We start from the raw sequence: 26,364 nt of genomic DNA, 5'->3' as shown, positions 1-26,364 counted from the left end.
CGCGCGGATTCCATCAGGGCGCGAGGAGCGATCACGCCACCTCATCACGACGCCGGATATATGGCCGCAACGTTTCCTTCTGCTGAACAGTCAAGTGGCTCTTGCATCGCGGGGCGGACCATATATGAGCGTCGGCTGGCCGATGAACAGTTGCATTTCGCCGCTCAAATGATCGATCTCGCGGGTTCCGCCATGGTCACTACCGATATGAATGGCCTGGTCACCCAGTTCAATCCAGCCGCCGAACGCCTGCTCGACTTCAGCGCGGAGGAGATGATCGGGCAGCAAACGCCCCTGCGCTTCCACCTCGAGCACGAGATCGCGGCACGCGCCGACGAGCTGTCGGCACAGCTCGGCGAGGAGATCCACCCCGGATTCAGGAGCTTTAGCGAGCCCTTGTTACACGACGGCGAGGAGACTCGCGAATGGACCCTGCAACGCGCCGATGGCGAACAGATCCCGGTCTTGCTCTCAACCACCCTGCTACGCACCAGCGATGGGAAGCCTCAGGGTGTGCTCGGCAATATCACCGATGTTTCGCCCCTGCGCCAAGCCACCGAAGCGCTGCGCCAGGAGCGCGATCGGGCGCAGCGCTATCTGGATTCCGCAAGCTCGATCATCCTCTCGCTCGATACCCAGGGTCGGGTCACACTGGCGAATCGCTACACCTGCGAGTTGCTCGGCCGGACCGAGCAGGATCTGCTGGGCCAAGACTGGTTCGATCTCTGCCTGGCGGCAGAGGATCGCCCGAAACTGCGCGACGTCTTTGCGCAACTCCTCGAGGGTTCATTGCGTGCCGAGGATTACCTCGAGAACAGCCTGGTCAGCAGTGATGGCTCCACGCATCTGATCGCCTGGCGCAGCAGCCTGTTGCACGACGCGGCTGGGCGGGTTGTCGGCGTGCTCGCTGCCGGCAATGACATCACTGAGCGGCACCGGATGGAGTCCGCGCGCATGCAGGCGCTGGTTGAAGCCGAGCGCCTCGCAGCGCTCAAGAACGCCTTCATTGCCAATATGAGTCACGAGATCCGCACGCCGCTCAACGGCATCCTGGGTCTCGCGCAGATCGGCCGGCGCGACTATGACACCCAAGAGACCGGGCAGCTGTTTCGGCATATCCAGACCGCCGGGCAGCATCTGATGATTCTGCTGAATGACATCTTGGACTTCTCTAAGCTCGGCGCCGGCAAGCTCAGCATCCAGGCTCAGCCGTTTTGCTTGGCCGATTGTCTCGCCGAACTCGAATCCCTGTTGCGCCCCCAGGCCAATGCGAAGGGCTTGCGCCTGAGCATCCTGCCAGATGCCGATCTGCCTGCTTGGGTGCTTGGCGATGCCATGCGGCTGCGTCAAATCCTGCTCAACCTGCTCGGCAACGCGATCAAATTCACCCAGACCGGCGAGGTTCGACTGCGGTTGTTGTCTGCCGGTGAGGAACGGCAATTCCAGATCACCGATACCGGCATTGGCATGAACGAGGAGCAGATTGCACGCATCTTCCAGCCGTTCGAACAAGCCGATGTCGGCACTACGCGCAGCTATGGTGGCACCGGTCTCGGGCTGAGCATCAGTCTGGCTCTGGCGAAGATGATGGGCGGCAGCCTGAGCGTTGATAGCGAACCCAATATCGGCAGCTGCTTTGAACTGCGCCTGCCACTACCAGCGGCAGAGCCATCGCGCAGCCCTCGGCTCGACGACTCAAGCCGCGTCGATACCCAGTCCCTGGCCGGGATGCACATTTTAGCGGTGGACGATGTCGCGCTGAATCTGATGGTGCTCGAGGATCTACTGAGCCACGAAGGCGCGCAGATCACAACGGCACGGGATGGCCAAGAAGCGCTGACGCGGCTGGAAGAGATCGGCGCGGACGCAGTCAACCTGGTACTGATGGATGTGCAGATGCCGGTGATGGATGGTTACGAGGCAACACGACGCATCCGCGCCGGTTGGCCGGACTTGCCAGTTATCGGCCTCACCGCACATGCCATGGCGGAAGAGCGCGAGCGCTGCCTGAATGCCGGCATGGTGGCGCATCTGACCAAACCGATCGACCTCGAAGCCCTGTTGGCCGCGATCGACCAACGACGCGACCAACTTCGACAGAAGCGGCCTTTCCGCTCAGCGCCGGCTGGCCTCTCCGATGCCGATACCGACGCTGAAGTTAAGACTGAGGCTGAGGCTGACGAGTCTGAAAGCATATTCACTGTCAGCACAAAGAAGACGCCCGACAGAACGCAGGGATCATTCAGCACGCAGGCACTGGCACCATCACCAGAACGAGCCACAGCAGCCATCGCGGTTGGCGCAACCAGCCGGGTTGATGCCAAGCTAACCCAAGAGTCACCAGTCGACTGGGATCTGCTCCAGCAACGCTTCGAACAGTCTCCCGGTTTTGTGCAGCGCCTGATCGAAACCGCGCTCAGCAGCCAGCGCGATACCCCAGATCGCCTGCGACACTTTGCCGCTGAGGGCGACCTCGATGAATGCTTCCGCATCGCGCACATGCTAAAGGGCTTTGCCGCTCACCTCAGCGCCGAGCCGTTGCGAAAGCAGGCCGATCGACTCTGTGAACAGGCCCGCGCCGGTGATCAAACCGCGTTCGAGAATGCCGAAGAACTCGCCAGATCGCTTGAACAGCTGCTCCAAGCGTTGGCCGCGCAGGCGCAGGAAGACCTGGAAGCCGCTGATACTGAAAGTTGGCATGCCGGGTGATCCGACCTCCCCGCCGAGCAGCGTCCGGCAACCAGAGCGAACGGCGATTAGGCGCGACCAGAGCCGCCCCATACTAGCCTGCCGCCCCTTACTTGAGGCATCGGAGACCACCAGCGCATGCGCTTTTTCAACTTCGAAGGATCGGTCCACGACGATGAGCATGATCCTAGCAAGCGCAGTTGAACGGTCGTCAGGGTGCGTCCCGCGCGGTGTCCAGCAAGGCACAACGAGGCGGAATCGTTAATCTATTCCAATGCGTTGTAACTTCGTGAGCGGGTTACCGGCCCCGGCCGGGATCGATGGCAATTGCGAGGCCTGGTCTGGGCAATAAGTGACGGTATAGCCGCGCTTGCCACCGCTTGAGCAGGCACATTGCTTCGGGTCGGTCGGATAGGTGTAGGCATCGGTACAGTCGACCGCGGCGCATTGCAACTGACTGCGTTGCCCCAGGGTGCCACAAGCACAGTCGCCGCCGCTCATCTCCACTTGGACCGGCACATTGAAGAAGATATTTGCGCTGGGCAGGACGCAGTTGTCAGGGTTGGTGCCGTTGCATAGCTCGGGTGGCTTTGAGTTGGTGCTGAGATTCACGAAGTCATTGCCGTTGGGTGTATTCGGGGTGATCTCTACGTGCGTGCCGAAGGTCCGGTCATAATTCATGTTCGGGCCGCAGCATGGCGTGCTGGCCCCATCGCTCAGGCATTGCGCGGCTGCCGCATTGGTCGGCTGGCAGTAAGCCGCATAGAGCAAGTTGGGCTCCTTCCACATGCTGGGCTGCCGCTGCTCCGTATTCGGCTGCAGCGCGGTCCAATCCTGGCACTGAATCCGATCACATTCGGTCTTGGTGGTCACCGGGGCCACCATGACTACGTTGGCTTGATTCGCGGCGAACTGGCTGAGGATCAGGGACTCGTGGTCGCCGGCCTTGATGACATTGCCATCGACCGTTCCAAGATCGGGCGACATGAGCTTCACGTCGACCGCGCAGTTATTGAAAAAGACGACCTGCCCTTGGTCGGTGAAGACTGAGTTCCCAGAGACCAGCAGCGCAACCTGGTCGACCGCATCCCAAGAGCTGTCCCTGAGCTGCAGCAGATGATCGACGATCCCGTCCCAAGAGGCCTCGGCGCCGGGGCAGCTGCCTGGATCATGCATCACCGTGGCGAGATAACCAGACAGGTAGGTCGAACCACAGGCTTGAACGTCTAACGCCAGATCGTCCGGCTCGTCGGACCCGCCGGTGAGGTTCCAGGCATGAGCGTTCAGTAGGCAGGCCATGTAATCGCCCGCCAAGGTGGCGACCTCGGCTTCACACCAATCGTTGTTTGACGTCTCGGCCATGAGAGGCGGAGCCAGGATCAACGAGCTACACGCGGTCGCGAGCAGCAGCGTCAGTTTGGAACCTGAATTGGCAATCATGCATCACCTTTTTGAGTAGACCCCTGACTAACGGCCGAGACTACAGCAACCAGTCGCTGCAAGCAGGACCTAGCGGCGTCACTGGCCATCGCACAGTAGCGCAAGACAGGGCCGCCTTAGGCCGGCATACTGAGCCGTATTGAACGCAGACGCGAGGCAACCAGTCTTGAGTAACAACACCGCCAAGATCGGCCCGGGCAGCCAGGTCTGTCTGCATCTCGCGGTCTATCTCGAGGATGGCACCGAGGTACTCTCCAGCTTCGGTGATGAGCCGATGCGCTTTCGCATCGGCGATGGCACGCTGGCGCCAGGCTTCGAAAGCCTGCTGATCGATCTGGCGCCAGGCGCCGATGAGCAGATGCTGGCCGATGGCTCGGCGCTGTTCGGCGCCCACGACGCGGGGCTGGTGCATCGGGTCCCGCTCAGCGATATGCCTGAGGGGTTTGCGCCCGAGCCGGGGCAGGTGGTCCAGTTTCAGACCCCTGGCGGACAGGAGACCGCCGGCACCGTTCTGAGTGCCGACCTGACCGAGGTCGAGATCGACTTCAATCATCCACTCGCGCACCGCGGCTTGCGCATCCGCGCGCAGGTGCTCGACGTATTCTGACAGTATACTGGGCCGTCAAGACCCAGCAGCATGCTAGGCCAATTGCCCATGTCTAAAGCAAACGCCCCCCAGCCTCCTGTCGAGCGGGTGGAGGCTCTCTTCACCGAGCTCGTGCAGCACTACGGCGATGGTGACCTACGCGAGCTGCGCGCGGCGGCAAAGATCCTATTGGTCGCGCTGGCTAAGTTTCAGGAGCACGGCGGCCCACACTGGGCCGCGCTGCTAGACGAGTACATCGACATCTTGAAGCGTGATCCGCAGCGTTTCCAACGCATGCTTGAGAGCAATCGTGCGACGACGCCGGACGAGCTTCTCGCCTAGGGTTTCAGGTAATATAAGGAAATACTAATTTACGGAGCATCTATCGATGACATCGACTCACAGACTCCGGCTTCGATTAGCAATCCTTGCCCCGCTGCTGCTGTCCCTCTCAGCGTTCAGCAACGCGGCCGATGCGAATTCAAGCCAAGACGACGCCAGTGCCAACCTCGCCACCGCCGAGGCCAGCTATCGCGTGGTGCCCGAGGAATACCGGCTCGACGGGGTGGTCGAGGCAATCAATCGCACGACGGTCTCGGCCCAGACCAGCGGACAGGTCGAAGAGATCCTCTACGATGTCGATGACTTCGTTGAGAAGGGCGAGGTGATCGCCCGCTTGCGCGATACCGAACATCGCGCGCGGCTGGCACAAGCCGCCGCCGACCTGCGATCGGCCTCGGCGCAGCTCGAACAGTCCCGCGACGAGTACGCCCGCATCGAAGGGCTGTACCAACAAAAGAACGTCTCTGAATCGGCGATGGATCAGGCCGAGGCTGATCTCGAGAGCGCCAAGGCGCGCCTGGAATCCGCCCAGGCCAATCTCGAGCAGGCTCAGGAACAGCTCGACTACACCCAGATTCGCGCGCCCTACTCCGGCATCGTGATCCGCCGTCATGTCGAGCTTGGCGAGGTGGCCAGCCCGGGCAGCCCAGTGATGAGCGGCATCTCGCTCGAAGAACTGCGGGTGATCATCGATGTGCCGCAGAGCGCGATCCCGGCGGTGCGCGAGCGCGGCGAGATCAAGATCCATCTGCCCAATGGCGAGGTGACCGCGCCAAGCCGCATCACCGTCTTCCCCTTCGCCGATCTTGGCTCGAATACCTTTAAGGTGCGCGCCGATCTGGAGACGAACACCGAAGGGCTCTTCCCCGGCATGTTCGTCAAGACCGCCATCGTCACCGGCGACAAGGAGGAGCTCACCATCCCCAGCGCCGCGGTGGTGTACCGCTCCGAGGTCACCGGGGCCTATGTGGTCAGCGACGACGGTCGTATCCACCTGCGCAAGATTCGCATTGGCACGAGCCTGGATGGCGAGATCGTCGTCCTCTCCGGCCTAAGCCCGGGCGAGCAGGTCGCGCTCGACCCCATCGCCGCCGGTGTCGCGCTCAAACGCCAAGCGGATGCGAATCGCCAGGGCCGTCAGGATCGCCAAGATGGCTGAGTCGCCGATGTCAACCCAGAACAGCGCTGGAACCGTTGAGGCCGCTAGCGCCGACGGAGCTACGGCGCCACCAAGCCAGGGAACGACGCTTGGCATCTCCGGGCGCATCGCCCAGCGCTTCCAGGATGCCAAGATCACGCCGCTGCTGGCGCTGGTCGGCCTGCTGCTCGGGCTGTTCGCGATCATCATGACGCCGCGCGAGGAAGAGCCGCAGATCAACGTCACCTTCGCCGACGTCTTCATCCCCTTCCCCGGCGCCTCAGCGAGCGAGGTCGAGCACCTGGTCGCCGGTCCGGCCGAGCAGGTGTTGTCCGAGATCCAGGGCGTCAAGCATGTGTACTCGGTCTCGCGCCCGGGGATGGCGCTGATCTCGGTCCAGTTCGAGGTCGGCGAGGACCGCACCGAGGCCATCGTGCGGCTGTGGAGCAAGGTCAATTCCAACGCCGATTGGCTGGCCGAAGGTCTCGGTGTCGGTCAGCCATTGATCAAACCAAAGGGCATCGACAACGTGCCCATCCTCACCGCCACCCTCTGGTCGGCGGATCAGCAGCTCGGGGCCTATGAGCTGGGCCAGGTCGCCCATGCCATCGAGCAGGAGCTGAAACGGGTGCCCGGCACCCGCGATGTCTACACGGTGGGCGCGCCGCAGCAGGTGATGCGGGTCATTCTTGATCCGCAAGCCTTGGCCTCGCACGGCATCGATCTGAGTGACCTGAGCCGCGCCTTGCAGGCGGGCAACAGCAGCCGGGACGACATCGCCATCGTCGCCGATAACCGTGAGATCCAGGTCCAGGCTGGGACCATGCTCTCCAGCGTCGACGATATCGCCGAGCTGGTGGTCGGCATGCACGGCGGGCGCCCGGTCTATCTGCGCGAGGTGGCCCGTATCGAGCGCGGCCCCGAGATACCCCAAGCCTATGTCTGGATGGGCGCTGGCCCCGGTGCCGGTGCCGGTGCCGGCTCTAGTGACAGTACCAGTGCCAGTGCTAGCGCCAGCTCCGGCGGCACCGATAGCCCCAGCGGCGCTGACAGCCCCTCGCTCGTCGGCACCACGCCGGCGGTGACCATCGCCGTGGCCAAGCAGGAAGGCACCAATGCGGTAGCCGTCGCCGAGCAGATCATCGCGCGCTTCGAGCAGCTCGAGGGCATCTTCATCCCCGAGGGCGTCGAGGTCAGCATCACCCGTAACGACGGGCAAACCGCTGACGCCAAGGCGCGCAAGCTGATCACCGAGCTGGCCTCCGCGACCATCACCGTCATCGTCTTGGTGGGGCTGGCGATGGGCTGGCGCGCCGGGCTGGTGGTCGGAGGCGCGGTCATCGTCACCCTGATGCTGACCCTGTTCGCCTCCTGGGCCTATGGCTTCACCCTCAACCGGGTATCGCTGTTCGCGCTGATCTTCTCGATCGGCATCCTGGTCGACGACGCCATCGTCGTGGTCGAGAACATCATCCGCCACATGGCCATCGGGCGGCGCAAGATGCTCGACCTGATGCCCGGCGCGGTCGACGAGGTCGGTGGCCCCACCATCCTCGCCACCTTCACCGTCATCGCTGCCCTGCTGCCGATGGCCTTCGTCTCCGGGCTCATGGGGCCCTACATGAGCCCGATCCCGATCAATGCCTCAATGGGGATGGTGATCTCCCAGGCCGTCGCCTTCGTGCTCACGCCTTGGCTCGCCTATCAGGTGCTTGGGCGGCGTCATGATGCGGCGCTCGCCGGTCAAGACCACCATGCCCCGCAAGTTCCGCAAGACGTGGCAGGCAGCGAATCGGCACCAGCGCATCAGAAGCACGAAACGGGAGAAGACGAGGCCAATCCGAAGCTGCAATGGCTGTTCGATCGGGTGATCACGCCGTTCCTAGAAGGTCGGCGCGGCCTGATCAACCGTTGGCTGCTGCTGGCTGGCATCCTGCTCATGATCGGCGCCTCGCTGCTGCTGCCCCTGAGTCAGGCGGTCATCCTGAAGATGCTGCCTTTCGACAACAAGAGCGAGCTGCAGATCGTGCTCGACATGCCCGAGGGCAGCAGCCTGGAGCAGACCGCGCGCGTGCTCGCGGAGCTGGGGCATTATCTGGAGACGCAGCCCGAGGTCGCCGATTATCAGGCCTATGCCGGGACTGCCTCGCCGATGAACTTCAACGGTCTGGTGCGCCAGTACTATCTGCGCGATCAGGCGCATCAGGGTGACCTGCAGGTCAACCTGGTCGCCGATGATCAACGCGAGGACAAGAGCCACGCCATCGCGCTGCGGCTGCGTGAGCCATTGCAGGCAATCGCCGAGCGCCATGGTGGCAACGCCAAGATCGTCGAGATTCCGCCCGGACCGCCGGTGTTCGCGCCGCTGGTCGCCGAGATCTATGGCATCGACTACGCCGAGCAGATGGCCCTGGCCGAGCAGGTGCGCAGAGTCTTCGCCGGCACCGATGACATCGTCGATATCGATGACTCGATGGAGTATCCGGGGCGCAAGTTCGTGCTCGTCGTCGACCGCCCCAAGGCGGCGCAGCTCGGAGTCGATCAGGCCAGCGTCGCCCAAGCCCTGGCCAGCGTGCTCGGTGGCGAGGACATGGCCTACCTGCACGGAGCCAATGTCAAGTACGCGGTGCCGATCCGGGTCGAATACGCCGAGGCCGACAAGGCCGATCTGGATCAGGTGCTGGCGCTGCGGGTACGCTCGCGCGGCGGCCAGCTGGTGCCGCTGTCGGAGATCGTCACCGTCGTCGACAGCCAGCGCGAGCACAGCATCTACCACAAGGATCTGCTGCCGGTGGTCTATGTCACCGCCAACATGGCCGGCGCGATCGACAGCCCGCTGTATGGACTCTTCACCATCGCCGGCCAACTCGATGCGAACCTGTCGCAGTGGTACACCCGCCAACCGGAGAACCCCTACGAGCCCAGCATCAAATGGGATGGCGAATGGCAGGTCACCTACGAGACCTTCCGCGACATGGGCATCGCCTATGCCTTTGGGCTGGTGCTGATCTATCTGTTGGTGGTTTTCCAGTTCCGCAGCTATGTGGTACCGCTGATCATCATGGCGCCGATCCCGCTGACCATCATCGGCATCCTGCCCGGCCACGCGCTGATTGGCGCCCAGTTCACCGCCACCTCGATGATCGGCATGATCGCCCTCGCCGGCATCATCGTGCGTAACTCGATCCTGCTGGTGGACTTCATCAATCAGCAGGTGCGCGCCGGTGATCCGCTGGAACGCGCGGTCATTGGCTCGGCGGTGGTGCGCACCAAGCCGATCGTGCTCACGGCGTTGGCGACCATGGCTGGGGTCTCCTTTATCCTCAGCGACCCGATCTTCTCGGGTCTGGCGGTGTCGCTGCTGTTTGGCCTGTTCGTCTCCACCCTGCTGACGCTGGTGGTGATTCCGGTGGTCTACTATGGGGTGATGCGCAAGCGGGTGGAGTGGATTCGGACGGCGACGGGCTGAGCAGGGATGCGTTACGGCCGAGCTTGCGTTGTCAGACGGTGAGCTCGGCTAGTGAAAACGCCACACCTGCCGGTTTGCCTGCCGGAGAGACAAGTTCGACATGAGGAGCATGCGATGCGCAAACAGAGTATCCGCTATGAATCACCCGTCGATGCACTAATCGCGGTTACCAAGCGTTTGGCACGCTACGAGGCTGAAGCCCATTTGGAGTCGGAGGCGTTCTTTGACCGCTACACCCGGGGTGAGGCAGGCGACACCGCCGAGGCCACCGAATGGGCGAACGATTACCAACACTTCCTAGCCCTGCGCGCCGAGTTGGACGCCCGATTACATGAGGCTGCATAGCCGGCTGGAACAGTACCTTGCCGATCACCTTGCTCGGGACAGCACGCTGACAATTTATCCGCGACCTGGACGACTGGGAGGCGCAACCTGGCAAAGGCGATGCGGCGGGCGATGAAACAACTCGACCCTCCCGCTGGTCATAGGCGTCAGCTTCGTTCAGATCAGGCCCTAAACCTCATGCACCCACCTTTCCGTTCGTTGACCGCTGTCCTCTCCGCCACCTTCTTAACCGCCCTCTTCGCTATCCTGCCGTTCCAAGCCCTAGCCGCAACCGACTCCATTGTCCTCGGCATGGGCTGCTTCTGGGGCGCCGAGAAACGCCTGTCTGAGATCCCGGGCGTGTTGGATGTCGAATCCGGCTACGCCGGTGGCGATGCCGAGCGCACCAGCTATCGCGAGGTGCTCAACCTCGAGAAGCGCATCCAGCGCGGCAAAAGCGATGAGCGCAATCATGCCGAGGTCATCAAGGTGACCTTCGACCCCGAGCAGGTCAGCCTCGAGCGGGTGTTGATCGGCTTCTGGGAGAACCATAATCCGACCCAAGGCGACCGCCAGGGCAATGATGTCGGCAGCAACTACCGCAGCGCGATCTACTTCAACAGCGAGGCGCAACGTGCCGTCGCCCTCGAGACCCGCGACGCCTATCAGCAAGCGCTGAGCGCCGCCGGTTTAGGCCCGATCACCACCGAGATCGCCCCGCTTCGCCACTACAATCGCGCCGAGACCTACCATCAAGACTATCTGGTGAAGAATCCGGATGGCTACTGCGGTCTCGGTGGCACTCAGGTCGCCTACCCCGGTGCTGCCGCAGGTCCAGCGGATCAGGCGGCGCGGACTCAGCCATCGCCACGGCTCGACGCCAAGGCGCTCAACGCCGAGCGCCAGCTGATCGTCTTCGAGGCCGAGGACTGCCCCTTCTGTCAACAGTTCCGCACCGAGGTGCTGGATGGCTGGTCCTCGGAGGTGCCGGTGATCTCGACCCTGAATCCGCGCCCACCCGAAGGTTGGACGCTAGAGAAGGATCTGTTCGCCACCCCGACCATGGTGCTGTTCGAGGACGGCAAGGAGATCTCGCGCTACACCGGCTACAAGGGTGACAAGGAGCGCTTCTGGCAGTGGCTCGGCTTCCAGATCCTAACTCCAGAGCAGCAGCGCATCGCCTTCGAGCAAGGCACCGAGCGCGCCTTCACCGGCTCGCATCTCGATGAAAAGCGTCCCGGCGTCTTCGTCGACCCGATCACCGGCGCTCCCTTGTTTCGTAGCGATACCAAATTCGAGAGCAAGAGCGGCTGGCCGAGCTTCTTCAACCCGGTTGAAGGTGCCCTGACCTATCACGAAGACAACGCCTACGGCATGCGCCGCACCGAGGTGCGCAGCGCCAGCTCTGGCATCCACCTCGGCCACGTCTTCGATGATGGCCCGCCGCCTACCGGCAAGCGCTACTGCATCAACGGCAATGTGCTGAGTTTCGTCCCAGACGCGGATTGAAATCGGCTGAGCAGCAAATTTGCGCGCAATCTGTAGGGCGAATGCGCTACTCTTAAGTTGCCTCGTACGACTTTGGGTAGCCCTTTTGCTCCTCTGAGTCGTTTTCGGATGACGCTGAGTAAGCTCGCCCCGTCACCGGCAATCGCCAATCCATAGCTGGCATATCGCTGGTATCGATACAGGTGCAGTGGCCCTGACGAGGTGCGCGAAGACCTCGCCAGCAGATTTGCCCTGCCCCCTGAAAGGCACGCGAGCTGAAAGGTCAACCGACTTTTGACCCAGCCCGGAGCGATTCACCCGCGTGCTCATCGACGCTCGCCATCTCGACGACAACAGCCGCATTGAGGCCGATCTCGCCATCATTGGCGCAGGGCCCGCTGGCATCAGCCTCGCCCGCCGGCTCGCCAATGCCAAAACCAGCGTCTGCCTGATCGAATCGGGCGGCCTCAGCCCCGAGGCCGAGACCCAAGACCTGTATCAAGGCGAGACCCCCGGCATCGAGTATCCGCTCAGCAGTTCGCGGCTGCGCTATTTCGGCGGTTCCTCAGGCCACTGGGGTGGATTCTGTCGACCGCTGGACCCGATCGATTTCGAGCAGCGCGACTGGATTCCGCTAAGCGGCTGGCCATTTGGCCGCGAGGAGCTGGACCCCTATTGGGAGACCGCGAGCACGGCGGTCGAGACGGCCCCGGCACAGTATGAGAACGGCGACTACTGGGCAAAGGCGACCGGCGAGCCGATGGTCGATTGGCGCGCCGGCCGGTTCATGACGCGCTTCTTCCAGTACAGCCCACCGACTCGGTTCGGCGAGCGTTATCGCGGCGAACTCGAGCGGGCCGATCAGATTCGCGTCCTGCTGCACAGCAACCTGACTCGGATCAGCGCCCTGCCCTCAGCGCGGGCGGTCGATCACCTGCAGATTCAGACGCTCAGCGGTCGCCGCCACCAGGTGCATGCCAAACGCTATGTGCTGGCTGCCGGCGGCATCGAGAACGCGCGTCTGCTGCTGCTCTCCAACGATGTGATGCCGACCGGGCTTGGCAACCAGAACGATATGGTCGGGCGCTGCTTCATGGAGCATCCGCACCTCGGCGGCTTTGCCGAGATCGTCATCGCCGATCTCAGCCGACTACCACGGATCTACCGCGAACAGGTCCGATTCGACGGACGCACCGCAAGGGTCTGCTACATCCCGCGAGGAGACTTCTTGCGCCGCGAGCAGATGTTATCGGCCTCCTTCACCATGTCGGTCATCGAAACCCTCGGCCCCGAGCTTGAACCCGATTCGGTGGCAACGGCCGATCCAGCGACCGTCAGTCCGCGCAACATGCTTGCCGCTGCACGCCCCTTCCTGACCGATCCCTCAACGCTGAGTGACACCCACCGCACTAGCCTTGAGCGCGAGGCCAAAGGCAACGCTCAGCAACTGGGCAACGCTCAGCAACCCAGCAACGGCCTCGGGGTGCGCATGGGGATTGGCTGCGCCTGCGAGCAAGTGCCCAACCTCGACAGTCGCGTGACGCTCAGCGACGAGCGCGATGCCTTGGGGCTGCGCCGAACGCGGCTCGACTGGAAGCTAACCGAACAGGATCGACGCAGCCTGATCGCCAACATCCATGCGCTCGGCCGCGAATTGAGCGCGACCGGCATCGGCCGCATGCGGCCGCGGTTGCCAGACGATGGGCGCTGGGAGCCGCGGGTCTCGGGCGGGAGCCATCACATGGGCACCACCCGCATGAGCGATGATCCCAAGCGCGGGGTAACCGATCGACATTGCCGGGTACATGGTATCGACAATCTCTACATCGCCGGCTCCTCGTTGTTCCCGACCTGCGGCTCAGCCAACCCAACGCTGAACATCCTGGCGCTCGCCTATCGGCTCGCCGACCACCTTGAGCAACAATCGGCATGAGCATCGCCTCTGGGCCAAGATCAAAAGCGACCGGACTAGCAACCCGAACAGCAATCGGCGCAAGCGATTCGCTCGCCAGACGCGACCGTCGCACCTTCATCGGCCTGGTGCTCGGACTGCTCTCGCTTCCGCTAGGCGCGCGCGCCGCAAGCTCGGCGTTCACTTCAACACCCTCAGCGAGCCCCAGCAGCGCTATCGGCCTCGCAGCGGGCGCCGAAGCTGCCGCGCCCCCGGCGATCAGCCCGAACGCACTGCTCGCCACGCTGAGCGACCCAGTCGCCGCCGGCCGCCTCGGTCAGCGCTATCTCGCCGACCATCCGCAGGAGCAGGATGTGAGCCGACTCATCGATCAGCTGCTCGCCGCGCTGAATGCCCAACAGCGCCCGGTGCCGACCGACAGGATCGCGCTGCAGCAGGCTCTCACCGCCCTGATCCAGCACGAATATGTCAGCATCCCAACGCTGCTATCCGTCGATGGCTGGCTGCTCGCCCCCAGTGAAGCTCGACTCTACGCGCTCGCCGCCTTAGCCCCAGAGTCCTAGGCGATGCACCGCACACTCTCCATCGTCATCCCGCTACTCATCGCTGGCTTGAGCGTCGCGCTCTGGGCGATGATGAACCAGCCTTCGGTTGAGCCGCCTTGGCCGACCCGTATCCAAGGCTATTCCTTCCAACCGATGCGCGCCGACCAGGACCCCCAACGGCGCATCTATCCATCGCTCACCGAGATCGATCAAGACCTCTCCTTGCTGCAAGGCGAGGCCCACGCCATCCGCACCTACTCGGTTGATGGCCCACTCGGTCAGATCCCTGCGCTTGCCAGTGCCCACGGACTCAATGTCTCGCTCGGCGCCTGGATCGGGCCCGATGCTAAGGCCAATCAGGCTGAGCTCGAGCGCCTGATCGACATCCTGCGCGAGCCGCATCGGAATATCGTGCGCGTCTTTGTCGGTAACGAGGCGATCCTGCGTGAAGACGTCGAAGTCTCCGAATTGATGCGTGACCTCGATCGCATCCGCCGACTCACCGAGATCCCAGTCGGCACCGCCGAGCCCTGGCACGTCTGGCTCAAGTATCCAGAGCTGGCCGAGCATGTCGATTTCATCGCCATCCATCTGTTGCCCTACTGGGAAGGGGTACCGATCGACCAAGCCGTCGACTTCTCCTTCAAAAAGCTTGACGAAGTGCAGCAAGCCTTTCCGGATAAGGAGGTCATCATCGGCGAGGTCGGCTGGCCGAGTCATGGGCGGCGCAATCGTGGTGCCGAGCCCTCACAGGCCAATCAGACCCGATTCCTGCGCCGCGTGCTCGCCCGCGCTGAGCAAGAAGGCACCGTCTATTACGTGATGGAGGCCTTCGACCAGCTGTGGAAGACAAAGATCGAGGGTTCCATTGGCTCCTATTGGGGCGTCTATGATGCCGAGCGCGAGCCCAAGTTTGCGCTCACTCAGCCGGTGGTGCGCATCCCGAACTGGCATGAGCTTGCCGCCCTCTCGGTCGGCATCGCCGTGCTCCTGCTGCTGCTCCTCTACCGCGACAGCTCGAGCCTGTCCTCGTCCGGCAAGGGCTTCCTCGCGCTGATCACCTATGCGGTCTCGACCGCAGCTGTCCTGCTGGTCTATCAGTACACCCAGCAATACATGACACCGCTGACCACCGTCGTTGGCGTGCTGCTGCTGATAGGCGGCATCGGCGTGCTGATACTGCTCTCCGCCGAGGCGCACGAGTGGGCCGAGTCGCTCTGGCTCAAGCGCTGGCGGCGCGCCTTTCCGCGCCGCGAGGTGCCCGATGCGTGGCTGCCGATGGTGTCGCTGCATGTGCCCGCCTATAACGAGCCACCGGCCTTGCTGATCGAGACCCTAGACGCCCTCGCCGCCTTGAATTACCCGCGCTTCGAGGTCCTGGTGATCGACAACAACACCAAAGATCCGGCGGTCTGGGAGCCGGTTCGTGCGCATTGCGCGCAGCTCAACCGGCGCCTGATGCTCAAGGGCCAATCCCACGGCCAGCGTTTCCGCTTCTTCCATGTCAGCCCGCTCGCCGGATTCAAGGCCGGCGCCCTGAACTTCGCCCTGCGTGAGACCGACCCCAAAGCCGCGATCGTCGCCGTCATCGACGCTGATTATCTGGTTAGCCCAAACTGGCTGCACGATCTGATCCCAGCCTTCTTCGACGACGAGGTCGCCATCGTCCAGGCCCCGCAGGATTATCGTGACGGCGAGGAAAACGCCTTCAAGGCCATGTGCCTGGCCGAGTACCGTGGCTTCTTCCATATCGGTATGGTCACCCGCAACGAGCGCAACGCCATTATTCAGCACGGCACCATGACCATGATCCGGCGCAACGTGCTGGAGGCCGTCGGCAGCTGGTCGGAATGGTGTATCACCGAAGACGCCGAGCTTGGCCTGAGGGTGTTCGAAGCCGGCCACAAGGCGCTCTACATCCCGGCGACCTATGGCCGCGGGCTGATCCCGGACACCTTCGCCGACTTTAAGAAACAGCGTTTCCGCTGGGCCTATGGGGCGGTACGGGTCTTGATCGCGCATCGCCGCGAACTGCTCGGCCTGCGTCGCACGCGACTCACCAGCGGTCAGCGTTGGCACTTCCTCTCCGGCTGGCTACCCTGGTTCGCGGATGGCTTCAATCTGCTGTTCAACTTCGCCGCGCTGGCCTGGACCATCGCCATGGTCGCGGCCCCGGAGACGATCACGCCACCCTACATGAGCATCGCGCTGGTCCCGCTGGTGCTGTTTGGCTTCAAGATGATCAAGAGTTTCGTGCTCTATCGGCGCCGGGTCGATGCCACCTGGCGTCAGGCATTCGCTGCGGGTCTGGCTGGACTCGCGCTCTCGCATACCATTGCCCGCGCAAGCTGGGCTGGCGTCTTCTCTGGCAAGCTCGGATTCTTTCGCACCCCGAAACTGGCGACGTCGGTGGCCCTGTTCCGGGCGCTGATGGATGCGCGTGAAGAGGCACTGCTGCTGTTCGCCTTTCTGCTCGGCGCCTTCGCGGTGCTGCAACGCCCGGACGCCTATATGATCGACGTGCGGGTCTGGGCGGCCGTGCTGCTCGTGCAGGCCGTCCCTTATGCTGCGGCGATATTGGTCTCGTTGATCAGTGCCCTGCCGCGGCTACCGGCAAACCTGGTTGGTACCTTGCGCGAGATGCGCAGCAGCAGTAGCAGCGCCTGAGCGGCGCCCGCTTCAGGGTCAAGCCAACGCAAAGGGCCACAACAGGGGGTACTAGAAGCACACTAGAAGCTCACCAAAGAGACACCTTGGGACAGCGACGACCCAGGATAGAAAACTGACAAAACTCGCCTTAAAGCGATGAGTACGGCGTTGGCGCTGGCCTGCCGAGCAGAAAACCCTGCACATAATCGACCTCGTTTGCCTGCAGCCAGTCGAGATCCTCAGCCTGCTCGACGCCCTCGGCGATCACCTCAATGCCGAGGTCGTGTGCCATTTGCGTGACGCGCTCGATCACCACCGACTGAATCCGGTTGCCGCTCACCCCATCGATCAGCGAGCGATCCAGCTTGACGAAGTCGGGACTCAGACTCGGCAGTAGGCCAAGCCCAGCATAGCCGCCGCCGAGATCATCGAGTGCCACCTTGAAACCCGCGTCACGGTAATATCTCAGGACATTAGCCAGGTGGTTGGGGTCACCGATACGCTCGGTCTCGATCACCTCGAAGACGATGCGCTCGCGCTGAAGCCCCGCCTTCTCGACCGCAGCAACGGTGGTACGCAGGCAGTTGATCGGGTCATACACGGCAGCCGGCGTAAAATTGATGAAGATCCGACTACTCACCCCCTGTGCCGCTGCATTCTGAACGGCCGTGATGCGCGCCAAGCGATCCAGTGGAAAAACCAGATCGGCCTCCATGGCAAGCTCAAACATCAGGCCAGGGGAAACGATCTCGCCGTGCTCGTCGATTCCGCGCAGCAGGCATTCATGAGCAAAGACCCGATCCGGAGCGGCGACATGGAAGATCGGTTGGAAATGGGTCGTCACCCGTGCGGCGTGCAGCATCTCTTGCAGCCAACGGCCCCGCCGCTGCGCGATAAAGGCCTCCAGGCTTTCTACCTGGCCCAGCTGCGCCAGACCTGGGTCCTCTTTTCCGACCATGAACAGGGAGCGGCTATCACGGATCTCCGCCCGCGTCAGACACCCTGCAAGGAGGGTGGCTAACAGGCTCTCGCGATCAGGGGGTAAGTCAACGATCAAACCAAGTTCCCCCGAGATGTCGGAGACTGTCAGTGGGCTGTCTTTCAGCGCCGCCCTCAGTTTTTGTCTCGTGTGCCCTAGGGGTGGCCAAATGAAGAGCCGGCCCGCCTCCTTCTCGGGGGCAGATGGTCGACCGCAACGTTCACAATCATGTTCAAAAGTCATGGGAAAACCCCTTCCTGGTCCTGGTCCCGACCTCGCCGGCAAAAACGACAGCGATGCCTCGCAAGCAGCGTATTGCAGATCATATTAAGCACACACAGTGACGAAGCAAAGGGCCTCGGCGCCAAAAATCCCAGGGTTAAGCGCGGCGCGAGCGCTGCCGAGACCAGCGAGGCGTATGCCCTCGACCGAGTTCTGCGACGCACTGGCAAGCGCGCAACGCTGATGGAGCGAATCCGTTCCGGCCTGTTGGGGATGAGGCGGCACTATCGCGTGCAAAAAAACATCGCTTGCCGTGAAACAGCAGCGACCCTGCGCCACCAGCCCGGTCGAGCGTATGACCTGACTGGTGCGACGTGACTTGTGGCTCACTCAGCGCGGCTGATCAGCATCGACCCTTGATGAGGTGACCGAGGATGTCCCGGCAAACGCAAGAAGCAGGCTGCAGATGGCCAACCTTCAACCAGCTGCAGCTGCCGAGATCGCTTGTAGCGCCTTTTTTCGATCGGGATAGGAGGTGAGTATCGTGAGAAAGCCGCTAATCTCAAAGACCTCTTTCACCGCGTTTTGAAGACTGCAGATCGCGAATCCACGCTCCGCCTGCTTGCAGCGCTTTGCGCCCATTAGGAACACCCGCAGACCCGCGCTCGACACATAATCGAGACGCGAGCAGTCGATCAGCACCGAGGGCGAACCGTCGATACGGCCTAGAAGATGCTCCTGCAGCAGCGGCGCGGTTCGGCTATCGAGCCGCCCCTGCGGCGTCAACACCAAGGCGCTTTCATTCGTCTCTTCAAGGATCTCCATCCAGCTTCCTCCACATCAGATGCATTGACCGTCAAGGGGTCGGCTCCCCCTCGAGCGAGGCGCGCAGCCGCCCATTCAAGTGAGGCGCACAGCTGCTCAGAATCGAAGATCGAGCGTCGCACCGCCAAAGGGCGCAGGATCAAAGCGCGATTTCTCGATCAGCACTCCGTCAGCATCCTCCAACCGCAGCTCGCCAGCAAATTCAACGCCGGCGATCAGGCTCAAGCGCAGGTGGCTGCCGAAGCTCCGGGCTGCCCCCAGGTAGACCGGCACCGATCTCTCTTGACCGACACCCGCCGCCGCAACGCCCTCGTCATCGAGTCTGAACCGCGCCTTTTCATAGCGCGCTCCGAGCAGTAGCGACCAACGCTCCGACGGTTGCCAGTCCAGCACCAGCCCTGGCCCCTCGGTTGCGGCAAAACCACTGCCGGTACGCAACGCCAGGTTCTCGGTAAGCTTCCAGTTGATGGCTAAGATTGGAAACCAGTCGACCTCATTCTCCAGCTCGGAGAAGATGCCAAAACCAGGTCCAATGCTGAGGCGATCGTTCACCCGATAACTCGCAGCGGCCAGCAGTCCGCCGATCTGACCGTCGCCGAGGTCAGCACCCTCCTCGGCAAACCAGCGGATCGTCGGTATCGCGAAGAGATTCCAACGCTCGTCCGCCTTCCAGTTCAGACTGCCGCTCAGACGCAGCTGACGCACGTCTGACCAAGGCTTCAAGGCCGCAAAACCCGTCTCGCCCTCGAAGCCGTAATGGCGCTCGCCATAGCCAGCCGCAAGCCCCAAACGCAGATCCGGAGCCACCGCCTTATCAGCGGCAAGGCGGACCGACCAGGCATCCAGCTCAACCTCACCACCATCATTGATATCGGTCTGCCATCGATGCGCAGCACCGGTATCCAGACGCAGGCGCCAAGCATTGGTGCTCGGCTGCGCAAGCGCGTGCCCGCTCGCCAGCAACGAGCTCAAGATCAGCGATGTGAACAACGACCGAGACCAGCCCATAGAAGCGTTTCCAGTGTTCGAGGGTATATAACAAGAGCCACCAAGTCGTAGCATCGAGCAGTATAACGTCCAGCCGCGGCCTGCGGTTCGACGAGGATCAACAGCTTGAACTGCAGGATACGTTGTCGCTGGCAATCTCAGACGATCTATGACATCGATCCGCCATTTTGATTTCGGTTCCCGCGCCAGAACCATTACCCTACGCACACTCGATAATAGCGATGCTGCGGGGGTAAGGAAGGCCGATGCGAGTCTTCAATCAGATCAATCTCAAACACCTCAAGGGCGACCTGTTCGGCGGCGTCACGGCGGCGGTCATCGCGCTGCCGATGGCGCTTGCCTTTGGCGTCGCCTCCGGCGCAGGCGCCGAGGCGGGGCTTTATGGCGCGGTCTTAATCGGCCTCTTCGCCGCCCTGTTCGGCGGCACGCCCACCCTGATTTCCGAGCCGACAGGGCCGATGACGGTGGTCTTCACTGCCGTCATCGCGACCATGATGGCCGCCAACCCCGAGCTGGGCATGGCGATGGCCTTCACCACCGTCATGCTCACCGGCGTCTTCCAGGTCATCTTCGGCGCGCTCAAGCTCGGGCGCTACGTGACCATGATGCCGTACACGGTGATCTCGGGCTTCATGTCCGGCATCGGCTTCATCCTGATCATCATCCAACTGCCGCCGCTGCTTGGCTATGCTTCACCGCCCGGTGGCGTGCTTGGGTCCTTGACTGCCATCCCTGGATTCATCGCCAATATCAAACCTGCCGAAGCCTCCTTAGGACTGCTTTCACTGGCGATTCTGCTGCTGATGCCAAAGCATCTCCGGCGCTTCGTGCCGCCGCAGCTGCTGGCGCTGATCGCCGGTACCCTGCTGGCCATCTTCGTGCTGCCACAGCTCTTCTCTGGCGAGACCTACCGCGCCATCGGCTCGGTACCAGGTGGACTGCCGACGCTGCAGTTACCCACCTTCACCACAGCGCAATGGCAAACCATTGTCATCAACGCATTGGTGCTCGCCTTGTTGGGCTCCATCGACGCCCTACTCACCTCGGTCATCGCCGATAGCTTGACGCGCACTCAGCACAACTCAGACAAGGAGCTGATGGGCCAAGGCCTCGGCAATCTAGCCTCAGGCCTGTTCGGTGGTCTGCCCGGCGCCGGCGCGACCATGGGCACCGTGGTCAATATCCAGACCGGTGGCCGCACCGCGCTCTCCGGCCTGACCCGCGCCCTAATCTTGGCAGTGGTCGTGTTCGGCGCTAGCGGGTTGGTCGAGCCGATCCCGAAGGCCGTCCTCGCTGGCATTGCGATCAAGGTCGGCATCGACATCATTGACTGGGGCTTCCTGCGACGCGCGCACAAGGTGTCAATTCGTGGCGCCCTGATCATGTACGGCGTCATCGCCATGACCGTCTTTGTCGACTTGATCACCGCGGTCGGCATCGGGCTCTTTGTCGCCAACGTCCTCACCATAAGACGCCTCGCCGATCTGCAATCGGAAGGCGTGCGCGTGCTGGGCCTGCCGCACACTGACGACGGGCTAGACTGCCCGAACGCCTCGCCAGAGGATGTGCGCATCCTCCGTGACCCTAGCAATGGCGTGGTCATGCTCTGCCTGAGCGGACCGCTGATTTTCGGCGCCGCTAAGGCCGTCACGCGGCAGCAAAATGATCTGCTCTCCGCGCGCTCATTGATCATTGATCTGACCGAGGTGCCCCACATTGGTGTCACCACCTCACTGGCGGTGGAGACCGTGGCCCGAGAAGCCGTTGAGCATGGCTGTCGGGTCTACTTCGCCGGCATTCATGATCAGCCGCGGCAGCGTTTCGAGAACCTTGGCCTCAATCGCATCATTCCGGTTGAAAACTGGATCGACAGTCGCTCCGCAGCGCTGAAACGGGCGGTTGCGGAACGTGCCGGTCGACTCCTCAGCGATCGGAGTTAGAAGCCCCCGAGGCAGCCGCTCCAGAGCGACGAAGGTCACTTCCCGGCTGCCCTGGAACACCCATCCATCCCTTACGCGCAGACTGCGAATGCGCTGCGCGCAGCGCCTCGATCAGCCCGCGTGGCTCAGCAAGCAGTTGCTGAGCCCGCTCCGGCTCCGGCATCGACGGCACCACCGAGGTCGGATAGAACGCGCTCGCCCCCCAAGCAGCCAATGACGGCGAGACGACGAACAGCAGCAGGAGCCCTGCGCCAAGCCTCACACCCAACGGGCTTTGTACCGATCGCCATCTGGTCATTGTCAGTTCCTCGGTCACCGCTAATCGCCGCTAATCGCGGCTAAAAGGCTGGCGAAGCCGTGTTGGCCGCTTTGGCCACCACGCTTCATCGCTCTGTTGAGAGCGTCGGGGCAATGCAGCGAAGCTCAAGCTCGTTTTTTCCGACAACTCCCATCGGAATTCCCGAATCAATCACCTTTTACCGATAGGGAGCCGATTAAATATCAATAAACGTTTGGCGCTGAATGCCCCTATGCTCTCTCCTAGGCAGCTGAAGGCTAGGAAACCTCGTCACCAATCGCATCCTAGCCTCAGACAGGCCATCCACTGACGTCATTGGCGTTCAATTGACAGAGAGGAGTATACCATTGGAAATACTAATGGAATTCGGCTCGCGTTTTGTATCGCAGCTGCAATCGCCAACCCTGGCCTTCTTGCTTGGAGGCATCCTGATCGCCGCGCTCGGTTCACGACTGACGATCCCCGATGCCATCTACAAGTTCATCGTCTTCATGCTGCTGTTGAAGGTCGGCCTGAAGGGCGGCATGGCGATCGGCGAGGCGGACATCGGAGCGATGCTGCTGCCCGCGTTTTTCGCCGTGGTCGTGGGCTGTCTGACCGTCATCATCGGCCGCTACACACTGGCCTTGCTGCCCGGTATCCGCACGGAGGACGGGATCGCAACCGCCGGTCTGTTCGGCGCCGTCAGCGGGTCGACGCTCGCCGCAGGAACGGTCGTGCTGGAGTCAGAAGGCATCAGCTACGAGCCCTGGGCCGTTGCGCTGTACCCGTTCATGGACATCCCTGCCCTGGTCCTGGCCATCGTGCTCGCCAGCGTCTACCTAAAAAAGAAGGATGGCACTGGCGACAAGGTGGCAATTTGGCCCATCGTCAAAGAAAGTCTGCAGGGTCCGGCCCTGTCGGCATTGTTGCTCGGCATCGCCCTCGGCCTCTTCACGAATCCTGACAGGGTCTTCGACACCTTCTACGAACCGCTCTTCCGCGGTCTGCTGTCGGTATTGATGCTGATCATGGGCATCGAGGCCTATGCACGGTTGAACGAGCTCCGGCGCGTGGCGCATTGGTTTGCCGTCTACGCCGCTGTCGCGCCCTTGATGAACGGTCTCATTGCGTTCGGCCTCGGCTATATTGCCCATGTGCTGACCGGGTTTAGCCCAGGCGGCGTGGTGCTGCTCGCGATCATCGCCGGCTCGAGTTCCGACATCTCCGGGCCGCCAACCCTGCGTGCCGGTATCCCAACCGCCAACCCATCGTCCTATATTGGCTCATCGACGAGTATCGGCACGCCTGTCGCGATTGCTATCGGCATTCCGCTCTACATCGGCTTGGCGCAGTTGGTCTTCGGGGCCTGACGCACCACACGGAGGGGCCGAAGGCACTCGGCCCCGTCGATCTACACCGCGATTCATACCGCGATTCATGCCAAGAGGTATCAAGTCATGACACAAATGGCCACGAAGCTCGTCATCATCACCGAGAAGGTGCTGCTGCCTAAGGTCACCAAGATCATCCAGGCAGCCGGAGCCACCGGCTACACCGTGATGGACGCCGGTGGCGTCGGTAGCCGCAACACCCCGTCTCCAGGTCGACCCATCGTCTCGGACACCTACTCGAACATCAAGATCGAGGTCATCACCGCCAGCGAGGACGTCGCCCGGACGATTGCAAAGCAGGTCGCCGACAAGTACTTCGACAACTTCTCCGGCATCATCCATATCGGACGGGTTGAGGTCCTGTACGCTCACAGCCTTTGATCCTACAAACCGCAGAAGGCCCGGGCTGGCAATGGATGCCAGCCCCCTCACAATACCTTCGACACCAGCTTCACGGTCGGATCATTGCGATCGGTCTCGATGCGAAAACCGAGCGACTTGACCAGTGCCAGCATGCGCGAATTCGCGCTCAAGACCTCACCTTCCATGATCCGCAGCCCCTTGTTGCGCGCGTTCTGCATCAGCGAGCGCATGAGTCGGGCGCCGATCCCACGCCGGCGACTCGCATCCGAGACCACGATCGCGAACTCGCAGGTATCGCCACCCGGATGCGCCATATAACGCGCGACGCCAACCTCTTGCTCTGGACCAACCCCCTCTTCGCCCTGCGGACGGATCACTCCAATCAGCGCCATCTCGCGGTCGTAATCGATCTGAGTGAAGCGCACCAGCATCTCCGGCGACAGCTCCTTGATGGTCTGCATGAAGCGAAAATACTTGGTCTGATCGGAGAGGCCACGGACGAAGTCCTGCTCCATCTGCGCATCCTCGGGGCGGATCGGGCGAATGGTCAGATCGGTGCCATCGGGCAATGGCACGCGCTCGATGAGATGCTGCGGATAGGGATGAATCGCCATGTGCCCATAGACCGGCATCTGCGGCGGCGGATAGTCGACCTGAATGCGGGCATCGACCGCGATCACGTCCAGATCATTGCCGATCAACGGGTTAATCTCGAGTTCGATGATCTCCGGCAGCTCACAGACCATCTCCGAGACCCGCTGCAGGATGCGCGAGAGCGCCTGCCGGTTCATCGGCGGCATATTGCTGTAGGCGCCCATCAGGCGTGCCACCCGCGTGTGCTCGATCATGGTCTGGATGATGAAGGCGTTGAGCGGCGGCAGGCCGAGCGCCTTATCCTCGAGCACCTGCATATCGGTGCCACCTGCGCCGAAGCTGATCACTGGGCCGAAGATCGGATCGCGCACCACCTTGACCATCAACTCACGCGCGGCGCGGGTCGGCACCATGTGCTCAACCGTCACGCCCTGGATTTGCGCCTGTGGCCGTAGCTTCTGCGCGCGCTCCGTCAACTCGGTATAAGCGCGGCGAATGCTCTGCGCGTCACTCAGCCCGAGGCGCACACCGTCGACATCGGATTTGTAGCGGATATCCGGCGAATTGATCTTGATCACTACTGGGAAGCCGAGCGATTCGGCGGCGATCAGCGCCTCGTTCGGCGAGCGCGCGAGCACCGCCTGGGTGCTGTTGATGCGAAACGCCGAGAGCACCGCCTTGGCCTCGATGCTGCCGAGCACCTTGCGGCCCTCGGCCATCACGCCCTCGATGATCAGCCGGGCGCCCTCGATATCCGGCCCCAACTGCTGCGACAGCGGCCCCGGCGACTGCATCAGCAGCATCCGATTGCGGCGCTGCTCAGCGAGGAATGACATCGCATCCACCGCCACCTCAGGCGACTCGAAGTGCGGCACGCCATGCTCGGCGAACAGCCCCTGCGCCTCAGCCACCCGGCTCTCACCCATCCAGCAGGTCAGCACCGGCTTGCGGGTTTTCTTTGCGACCTCGATCACTTCCTTCGCCACGGTGGTCGGATCGCTGGTCGCCAACGGTGCCATCAAGGCGATCACGCCATCGATGCCCTCATCCGCGAGGCAGGCTTCAAGGGCATCGCGATAACGCTGTGCCGAGCCATCGCCCATGACATCGACGGGATTGCCATGTGACCAATGATCCGGCAAGGCCTCCTCGAGCTTGGCACGCGTCGCCTCCGTCAGCTCGGACAGGATCAGCCCATGATCGACCGCCCGATCGGCCGCCAGCACGCCGGGACCACCACCATTGGTGACCACGGCGATGCGATTGCCGGCCAGGCGCCGACCCGCGCCGAACACCTGCGCCGCCGCAAACAGCTGCGCCAACCGCTCGACCTGCACCGCGCCACCGCGCTCGAGCACGGCACGAAAGACCTCCGAAGAGCCGACCCAGGCCCCGGTGTGCGAGCGCGCCGCGCGCGAGCCGGCCGGATGCCGACCGGTCTTGACCACCACCACCGGCTTCAGCCGCGCTGCCGCCCGTAGCCCACTCATGAAGCGACGCGCATCTCGCACGCCCTCGACATAGAGCAAGATGCTCTGGGTCTGCGGATCGAGCGCCAGATAGTCGAGAATGTCGCCAAAATCGACATCGGCCGCGGCCCCAAGCGAGACCACCGCCGAGAAGCCGAGCCGGCGCGGCCCTGAGCGATCCAGCATCGCGGTGCAAACCGCCCCGGATTGCGACACCAGAGCGACATTGCCGGCGCGTGGCAGCTCATTACCAAAGGTTGCGTTCAGCCCATGCGAGGGCCGCATCACGCCCAAGCAATTCGGCCCCAACACCCGAATCCGATTACGCCGAGCCGCTTCCACCAGACGCTCCTGCAGCGCGCTGCCGCGATCGCCTTGCTCCGAGAAGCCAGCCGAATGCACCACCGCCGCACGTACCCCAAACTCACCGCACTGATCCAAGATGCCGGGAACGGCCTCGGCCGGGGTCGCGATCAGCGCCAGATCCACATGTTTATCGAGCGCCGCAAGATCCTTCCAGCAGGGCTGGCCATCAACCGTCTCATACTTCGGGTTGATCGGATAGCAAGGCCCCTTGAAGCCACCGGCGAGGACGTTGCGATAGACCATCGCGCCGACCGAGCCCTCGCGATCACTGGCGCCAAACACGGCGACTGCATCAGGGACGAAAAGCTGGTCGACATCGGAGAGTCGCATCGGCTGGCCCCTCCTG

19 protein-coding genes are annotated in these 26,364 nt (G+C 62.7%); 13 read left to right on the top strand and 6 right to left on the bottom strand.

Translation table 11 applies throughout. The features are described from left to right. Positions 1–60: 60 nt before the first annotated feature. Complete coding sequence (locus CKO42_RS18535; RefSeq protein ID WP_338034948.1) at positions 61–2,709, top strand: PAS domain S-box protein; 2,649 nt, start codon at positions 61–63, stop codon at positions 2,707–2,709. Positions 2,710–2,949: 240 nt separating this feature from the next. On the opposite strand, the gene CKO42_RS18530 is transcribed toward CKO42_RS18535, so the two are convergent. Next, a complete protein-coding gene (locus CKO42_RS18530; RefSeq protein ID WP_200247299.1) occupies positions 2,950–4,050 on the bottom strand; it encodes a glycoside hydrolase 64/thaumatin family protein in 1,101 nt (366 codons plus the stop codon). A 244-nt stretch (positions 4,051–4,294) separates the two neighbouring features. Between CKO42_RS18530 and CKO42_RS18525 the strand changes: the two genes are divergently transcribed. The 9 genes from CKO42_RS18525 (at position 4,295) to CKO42_RS18485 (ending at position 16,599) form a co-directional block, all read left to right on the top strand. Beyond that, complete coding sequence (locus CKO42_RS18525) at positions 4,295–4,735, top strand: FKBP-type peptidyl-prolyl cis-trans isomerase (protein ID WP_200247297.1); 441 nt, start codon at positions 4,295–4,297, stop codon at positions 4,733–4,735. Positions 4,736–4,783: 48 nt separating this feature from the next. After that, positions 4,784–5,056 (top strand): hypothetical protein, encoded by a 273-nt coding sequence (locus tag CKO42_RS18520; protein WP_200247295.1) that lies wholly within the window; start codon positions 4,784–4,786, stop codon positions 5,054–5,056. A 46-nt stretch (positions 5,057–5,102) separates the two neighbouring features. Continuing rightward, the gene (locus tag CKO42_RS18515; RefSeq protein ID WP_200247293.1) at positions 5,103–6,215 is read left to right on the top strand and encodes an efflux RND transporter periplasmic adaptor subunit; all 1,113 of its coding nucleotides are present in this window, start codon (positions 5,103–5,105) and stop codon (positions 6,213–6,215) included. A 7-nt stretch (positions 6,216–6,222) separates the two neighbouring features. Further along, complete coding sequence (locus CKO42_RS18510; protein WP_200247291.1) at positions 6,223–9,663, top strand: efflux RND transporter permease subunit; 3,441 nt, start codon at positions 6,223–6,225, stop codon at positions 9,661–9,663. Between the two features lie 114 nt (positions 9,664–9,777). Continuing rightward, positions 9,778–10,008, top strand: a complete 231-nt coding sequence (tumA, locus tag CKO42_RS18505; RefSeq protein ID WP_200247289.1) for an antitoxin TumA — start codon at positions 9,778–9,780, stop codon at positions 10,006–10,008. 177 nt (positions 10,009–10,185) lie between these two features. Continuing rightward, positions 10,186–11,496 (top strand): peptide-methionine (S)-S-oxide reductase MsrA, encoded by a 1,311-nt coding sequence (msrA, locus tag CKO42_RS18500; RefSeq protein ID WP_200247287.1) that lies wholly within the window; start codon positions 10,186–10,188, stop codon positions 11,494–11,496. Between the two features lie 301 nt (positions 11,497–11,797). Further along, complete coding sequence (locus tag CKO42_RS28315) at positions 11,798–13,408, top strand: FAD-dependent oxidoreductase (protein ID WP_200247285.1); 1,611 nt, start codon at positions 11,798–11,800, stop codon at positions 13,406–13,408. Then, positions 13,405–13,950 carry a hypothetical protein gene (locus CKO42_RS18490; protein WP_200247283.1) on the top strand — a complete coding sequence of 182 codons (546 nt, stop codon included), beginning with the start codon at positions 13,405–13,407 and terminating at the stop codon, positions 13,948–13,950. Before CKO42_RS28315 ends, CKO42_RS18490 begins: the two co-directional genes overlap by 4 nt. Before the next feature lie 3 nt (positions 13,951–13,953). Continuing rightward, on the top strand, positions 13,954–16,599 hold the full coding sequence (locus CKO42_RS18485) for a glycosyltransferase family 2 protein (RefSeq protein WP_200247281.1): 2,646 nt from the start codon (positions 13,954–13,956) through the stop codon (positions 16,597–16,599). Between the two features lie 130 nt (positions 16,600–16,729). Here the strand turns inward: CKO42_RS18485 and CKO42_RS18480 are convergent, their stop codons facing one another. From CKO42_RS18480 to CKO42_RS18470, 3 genes are all read right to left on the bottom strand, one after another. After that, a complete protein-coding gene (locus CKO42_RS18480; RefSeq protein ID WP_200247279.1) occupies positions 16,730–17,638 on the bottom strand; it encodes an EAL domain-containing protein in 909 nt (302 codons plus the stop codon). Positions 17,639–18,259: 621 nt separating this feature from the next. Then, complete coding sequence (locus CKO42_RS18475; RefSeq protein ID WP_200247277.1) at positions 18,260–18,607, bottom strand: STAS domain-containing protein; 348 nt, start codon at positions 18,605–18,607, stop codon at positions 18,260–18,262. 96 nt (positions 18,608–18,703) lie between these two features. Further along, a complete protein-coding gene (locus CKO42_RS18470) occupies positions 18,704–19,615 on the bottom strand; it encodes a TonB-dependent receptor (protein WP_200247275.1) in 912 nt (303 codons plus the stop codon). Positions 19,616–19,860: 245 nt separating this feature from the next. Here CKO42_RS18470 and CKO42_RS18465 point away from each other — a divergent pair, with 245 nt between their 5' ends. Then, complete coding sequence (locus CKO42_RS18465) at positions 19,861–21,555, top strand: SulP family inorganic anion transporter (RefSeq protein ID WP_200247272.1); 1,695 nt, start codon at positions 19,861–19,863, stop codon at positions 21,553–21,555. On the opposite strand, the gene CKO42_RS18460 is transcribed toward CKO42_RS18465, so the two are convergent. Then, entirely contained in the window at positions 21,539–21,853 is a 315-nt protein-coding gene (locus CKO42_RS18460) for a hypothetical protein (protein ID WP_200247270.1), read from the bottom strand. The two genes, CKO42_RS18465 and CKO42_RS18460, sit on opposite strands and share 17 nt — an antisense overlap. A 359-nt stretch (positions 21,854–22,212) precedes the next feature. Here CKO42_RS18460 and CKO42_RS18455 point away from each other — a divergent pair, with 359 nt between their 5' ends. Continuing rightward, complete coding sequence (locus CKO42_RS18455) at positions 22,213–23,205, top strand: sodium-dependent bicarbonate transport family permease (RefSeq protein WP_242479515.1); 993 nt, start codon at positions 22,213–22,215, stop codon at positions 23,203–23,205. 87 nt (positions 23,206–23,292) lie between these two features. Further along, on the top strand, positions 23,293–23,607 hold the full coding sequence (locus CKO42_RS18450; protein ID WP_200247265.1) for a P-II family nitrogen regulator: 315 nt from the start codon (positions 23,293–23,295) through the stop codon (positions 23,605–23,607). 47 nt (positions 23,608–23,654) lie between these two features. On the opposite strand, the gene CKO42_RS18445 is transcribed toward CKO42_RS18450, so the two are convergent. After that, entirely contained in the window at positions 23,655–26,348 is a 2,694-nt protein-coding gene (locus CKO42_RS18445) for a bifunctional acetate--CoA ligase family protein/GNAT family N-acetyltransferase (RefSeq protein WP_200247262.1), read from the bottom strand. Positions 26,349–26,364: the final 16 nt, after the last annotated feature.

This window comes from Lamprobacter modestohalophilus (genome assembly GCF_016583905.1).
Classification (GTDB): Bacteria; Pseudomonadota; Gammaproteobacteria; order Chromatiales; family Chromatiaceae; genus Lamprobacter; species Lamprobacter modestohalophilus.
Note: the sequence above shows the minus strand (reverse complement) of the source record. Positions and strands in the feature narration are given on the sequence as shown.

Excerpts from the sequence above, each read along its gene's own strand:
- CKO42_RS18535 (WP_338034948.1), top strand. The coding sequence starts at position 61 with ATGGCCGCAACGTTTCCTTCTGCTGAACAGTCAAGTGGCTCTTGCATC.
- CKO42_RS18530 (WP_200247299.1), bottom strand. The coding sequence starts at position 4,050 with ATGGCCGAGACGTCAAACAACGATTGGTGTGAAGCCGAGGTCGCCACC.
- CKO42_RS18520 (WP_200247295.1), top strand. The coding sequence starts at position 4,784 with ATGTCTAAAGCAAACGCCCCCCAGCCTCCTGTCGAGCGGGTGGAGGCT.
- CKO42_RS18515 (WP_200247293.1), top strand. The coding sequence starts at position 5,103 with ATGACATCGACTCACAGACTCCGGCTTCGATTAGCAATCCTTGCCCCG.
- CKO42_RS18510 (WP_200247291.1), top strand. The coding sequence starts at position 6,223 with ATGTCAACCCAGAACAGCGCTGGAACCGTTGAGGCCGCTAGCGCCGAC.
- tumA (WP_200247289.1), top strand. The coding sequence starts at position 9,778 with ATGCGCAAACAGAGTATCCGCTATGAATCACCCGTCGATGCACTAATC.
- msrA (WP_200247287.1), top strand. The coding sequence starts at position 10,186 with ATGCACCCACCTTTCCGTTCGTTGACCGCTGTCCTCTCCGCCACCTTC.
- CKO42_RS18490 (WP_200247283.1), top strand. The coding sequence starts at position 13,405 with ATGAGCATCGCCTCTGGGCCAAGATCAAAAGCGACCGGACTAGCAACC.
- CKO42_RS18485 (WP_200247281.1), top strand. The coding sequence starts at position 13,954 with ATGCACCGCACACTCTCCATCGTCATCCCGCTACTCATCGCTGGCTTG.
- CKO42_RS18475 (WP_200247277.1), bottom strand. The coding sequence starts at position 18,607 with ATGGAGATCCTTGAAGAGACGAATGAAAGCGCCTTGGTGTTGACGCCG.
- CKO42_RS18470 (WP_200247275.1), bottom strand. The coding sequence starts at position 19,615 with ATGGGCTGGTCTCGGTCGTTGTTCACATCGCTGATCTTGAGCTCGTTG.
- CKO42_RS18465 (WP_200247272.1), top strand. The coding sequence starts at position 19,861 with ATGCGAGTCTTCAATCAGATCAATCTCAAACACCTCAAGGGCGACCTG.
- CKO42_RS18460 (WP_200247270.1), bottom strand. The coding sequence starts at position 21,853 with ATGACCAGATGGCGATCGGTACAAAGCCCGTTGGGTGTGAGGCTTGGC.
- CKO42_RS18455 (WP_242479515.1), top strand. The coding sequence starts at position 22,213 with ATGGAATTCGGCTCGCGTTTTGTATCGCAGCTGCAATCGCCAACCCTG.
- CKO42_RS18450 (WP_200247265.1), top strand. The coding sequence starts at position 23,293 with ATGACACAAATGGCCACGAAGCTCGTCATCATCACCGAGAAGGTGCTG.
- CKO42_RS18445 (WP_200247262.1), bottom strand. The coding sequence starts at position 26,348 with ATGCGACTCTCCGATGTCGACCAGCTTTTCGTCCCTGATGCAGTCGCC.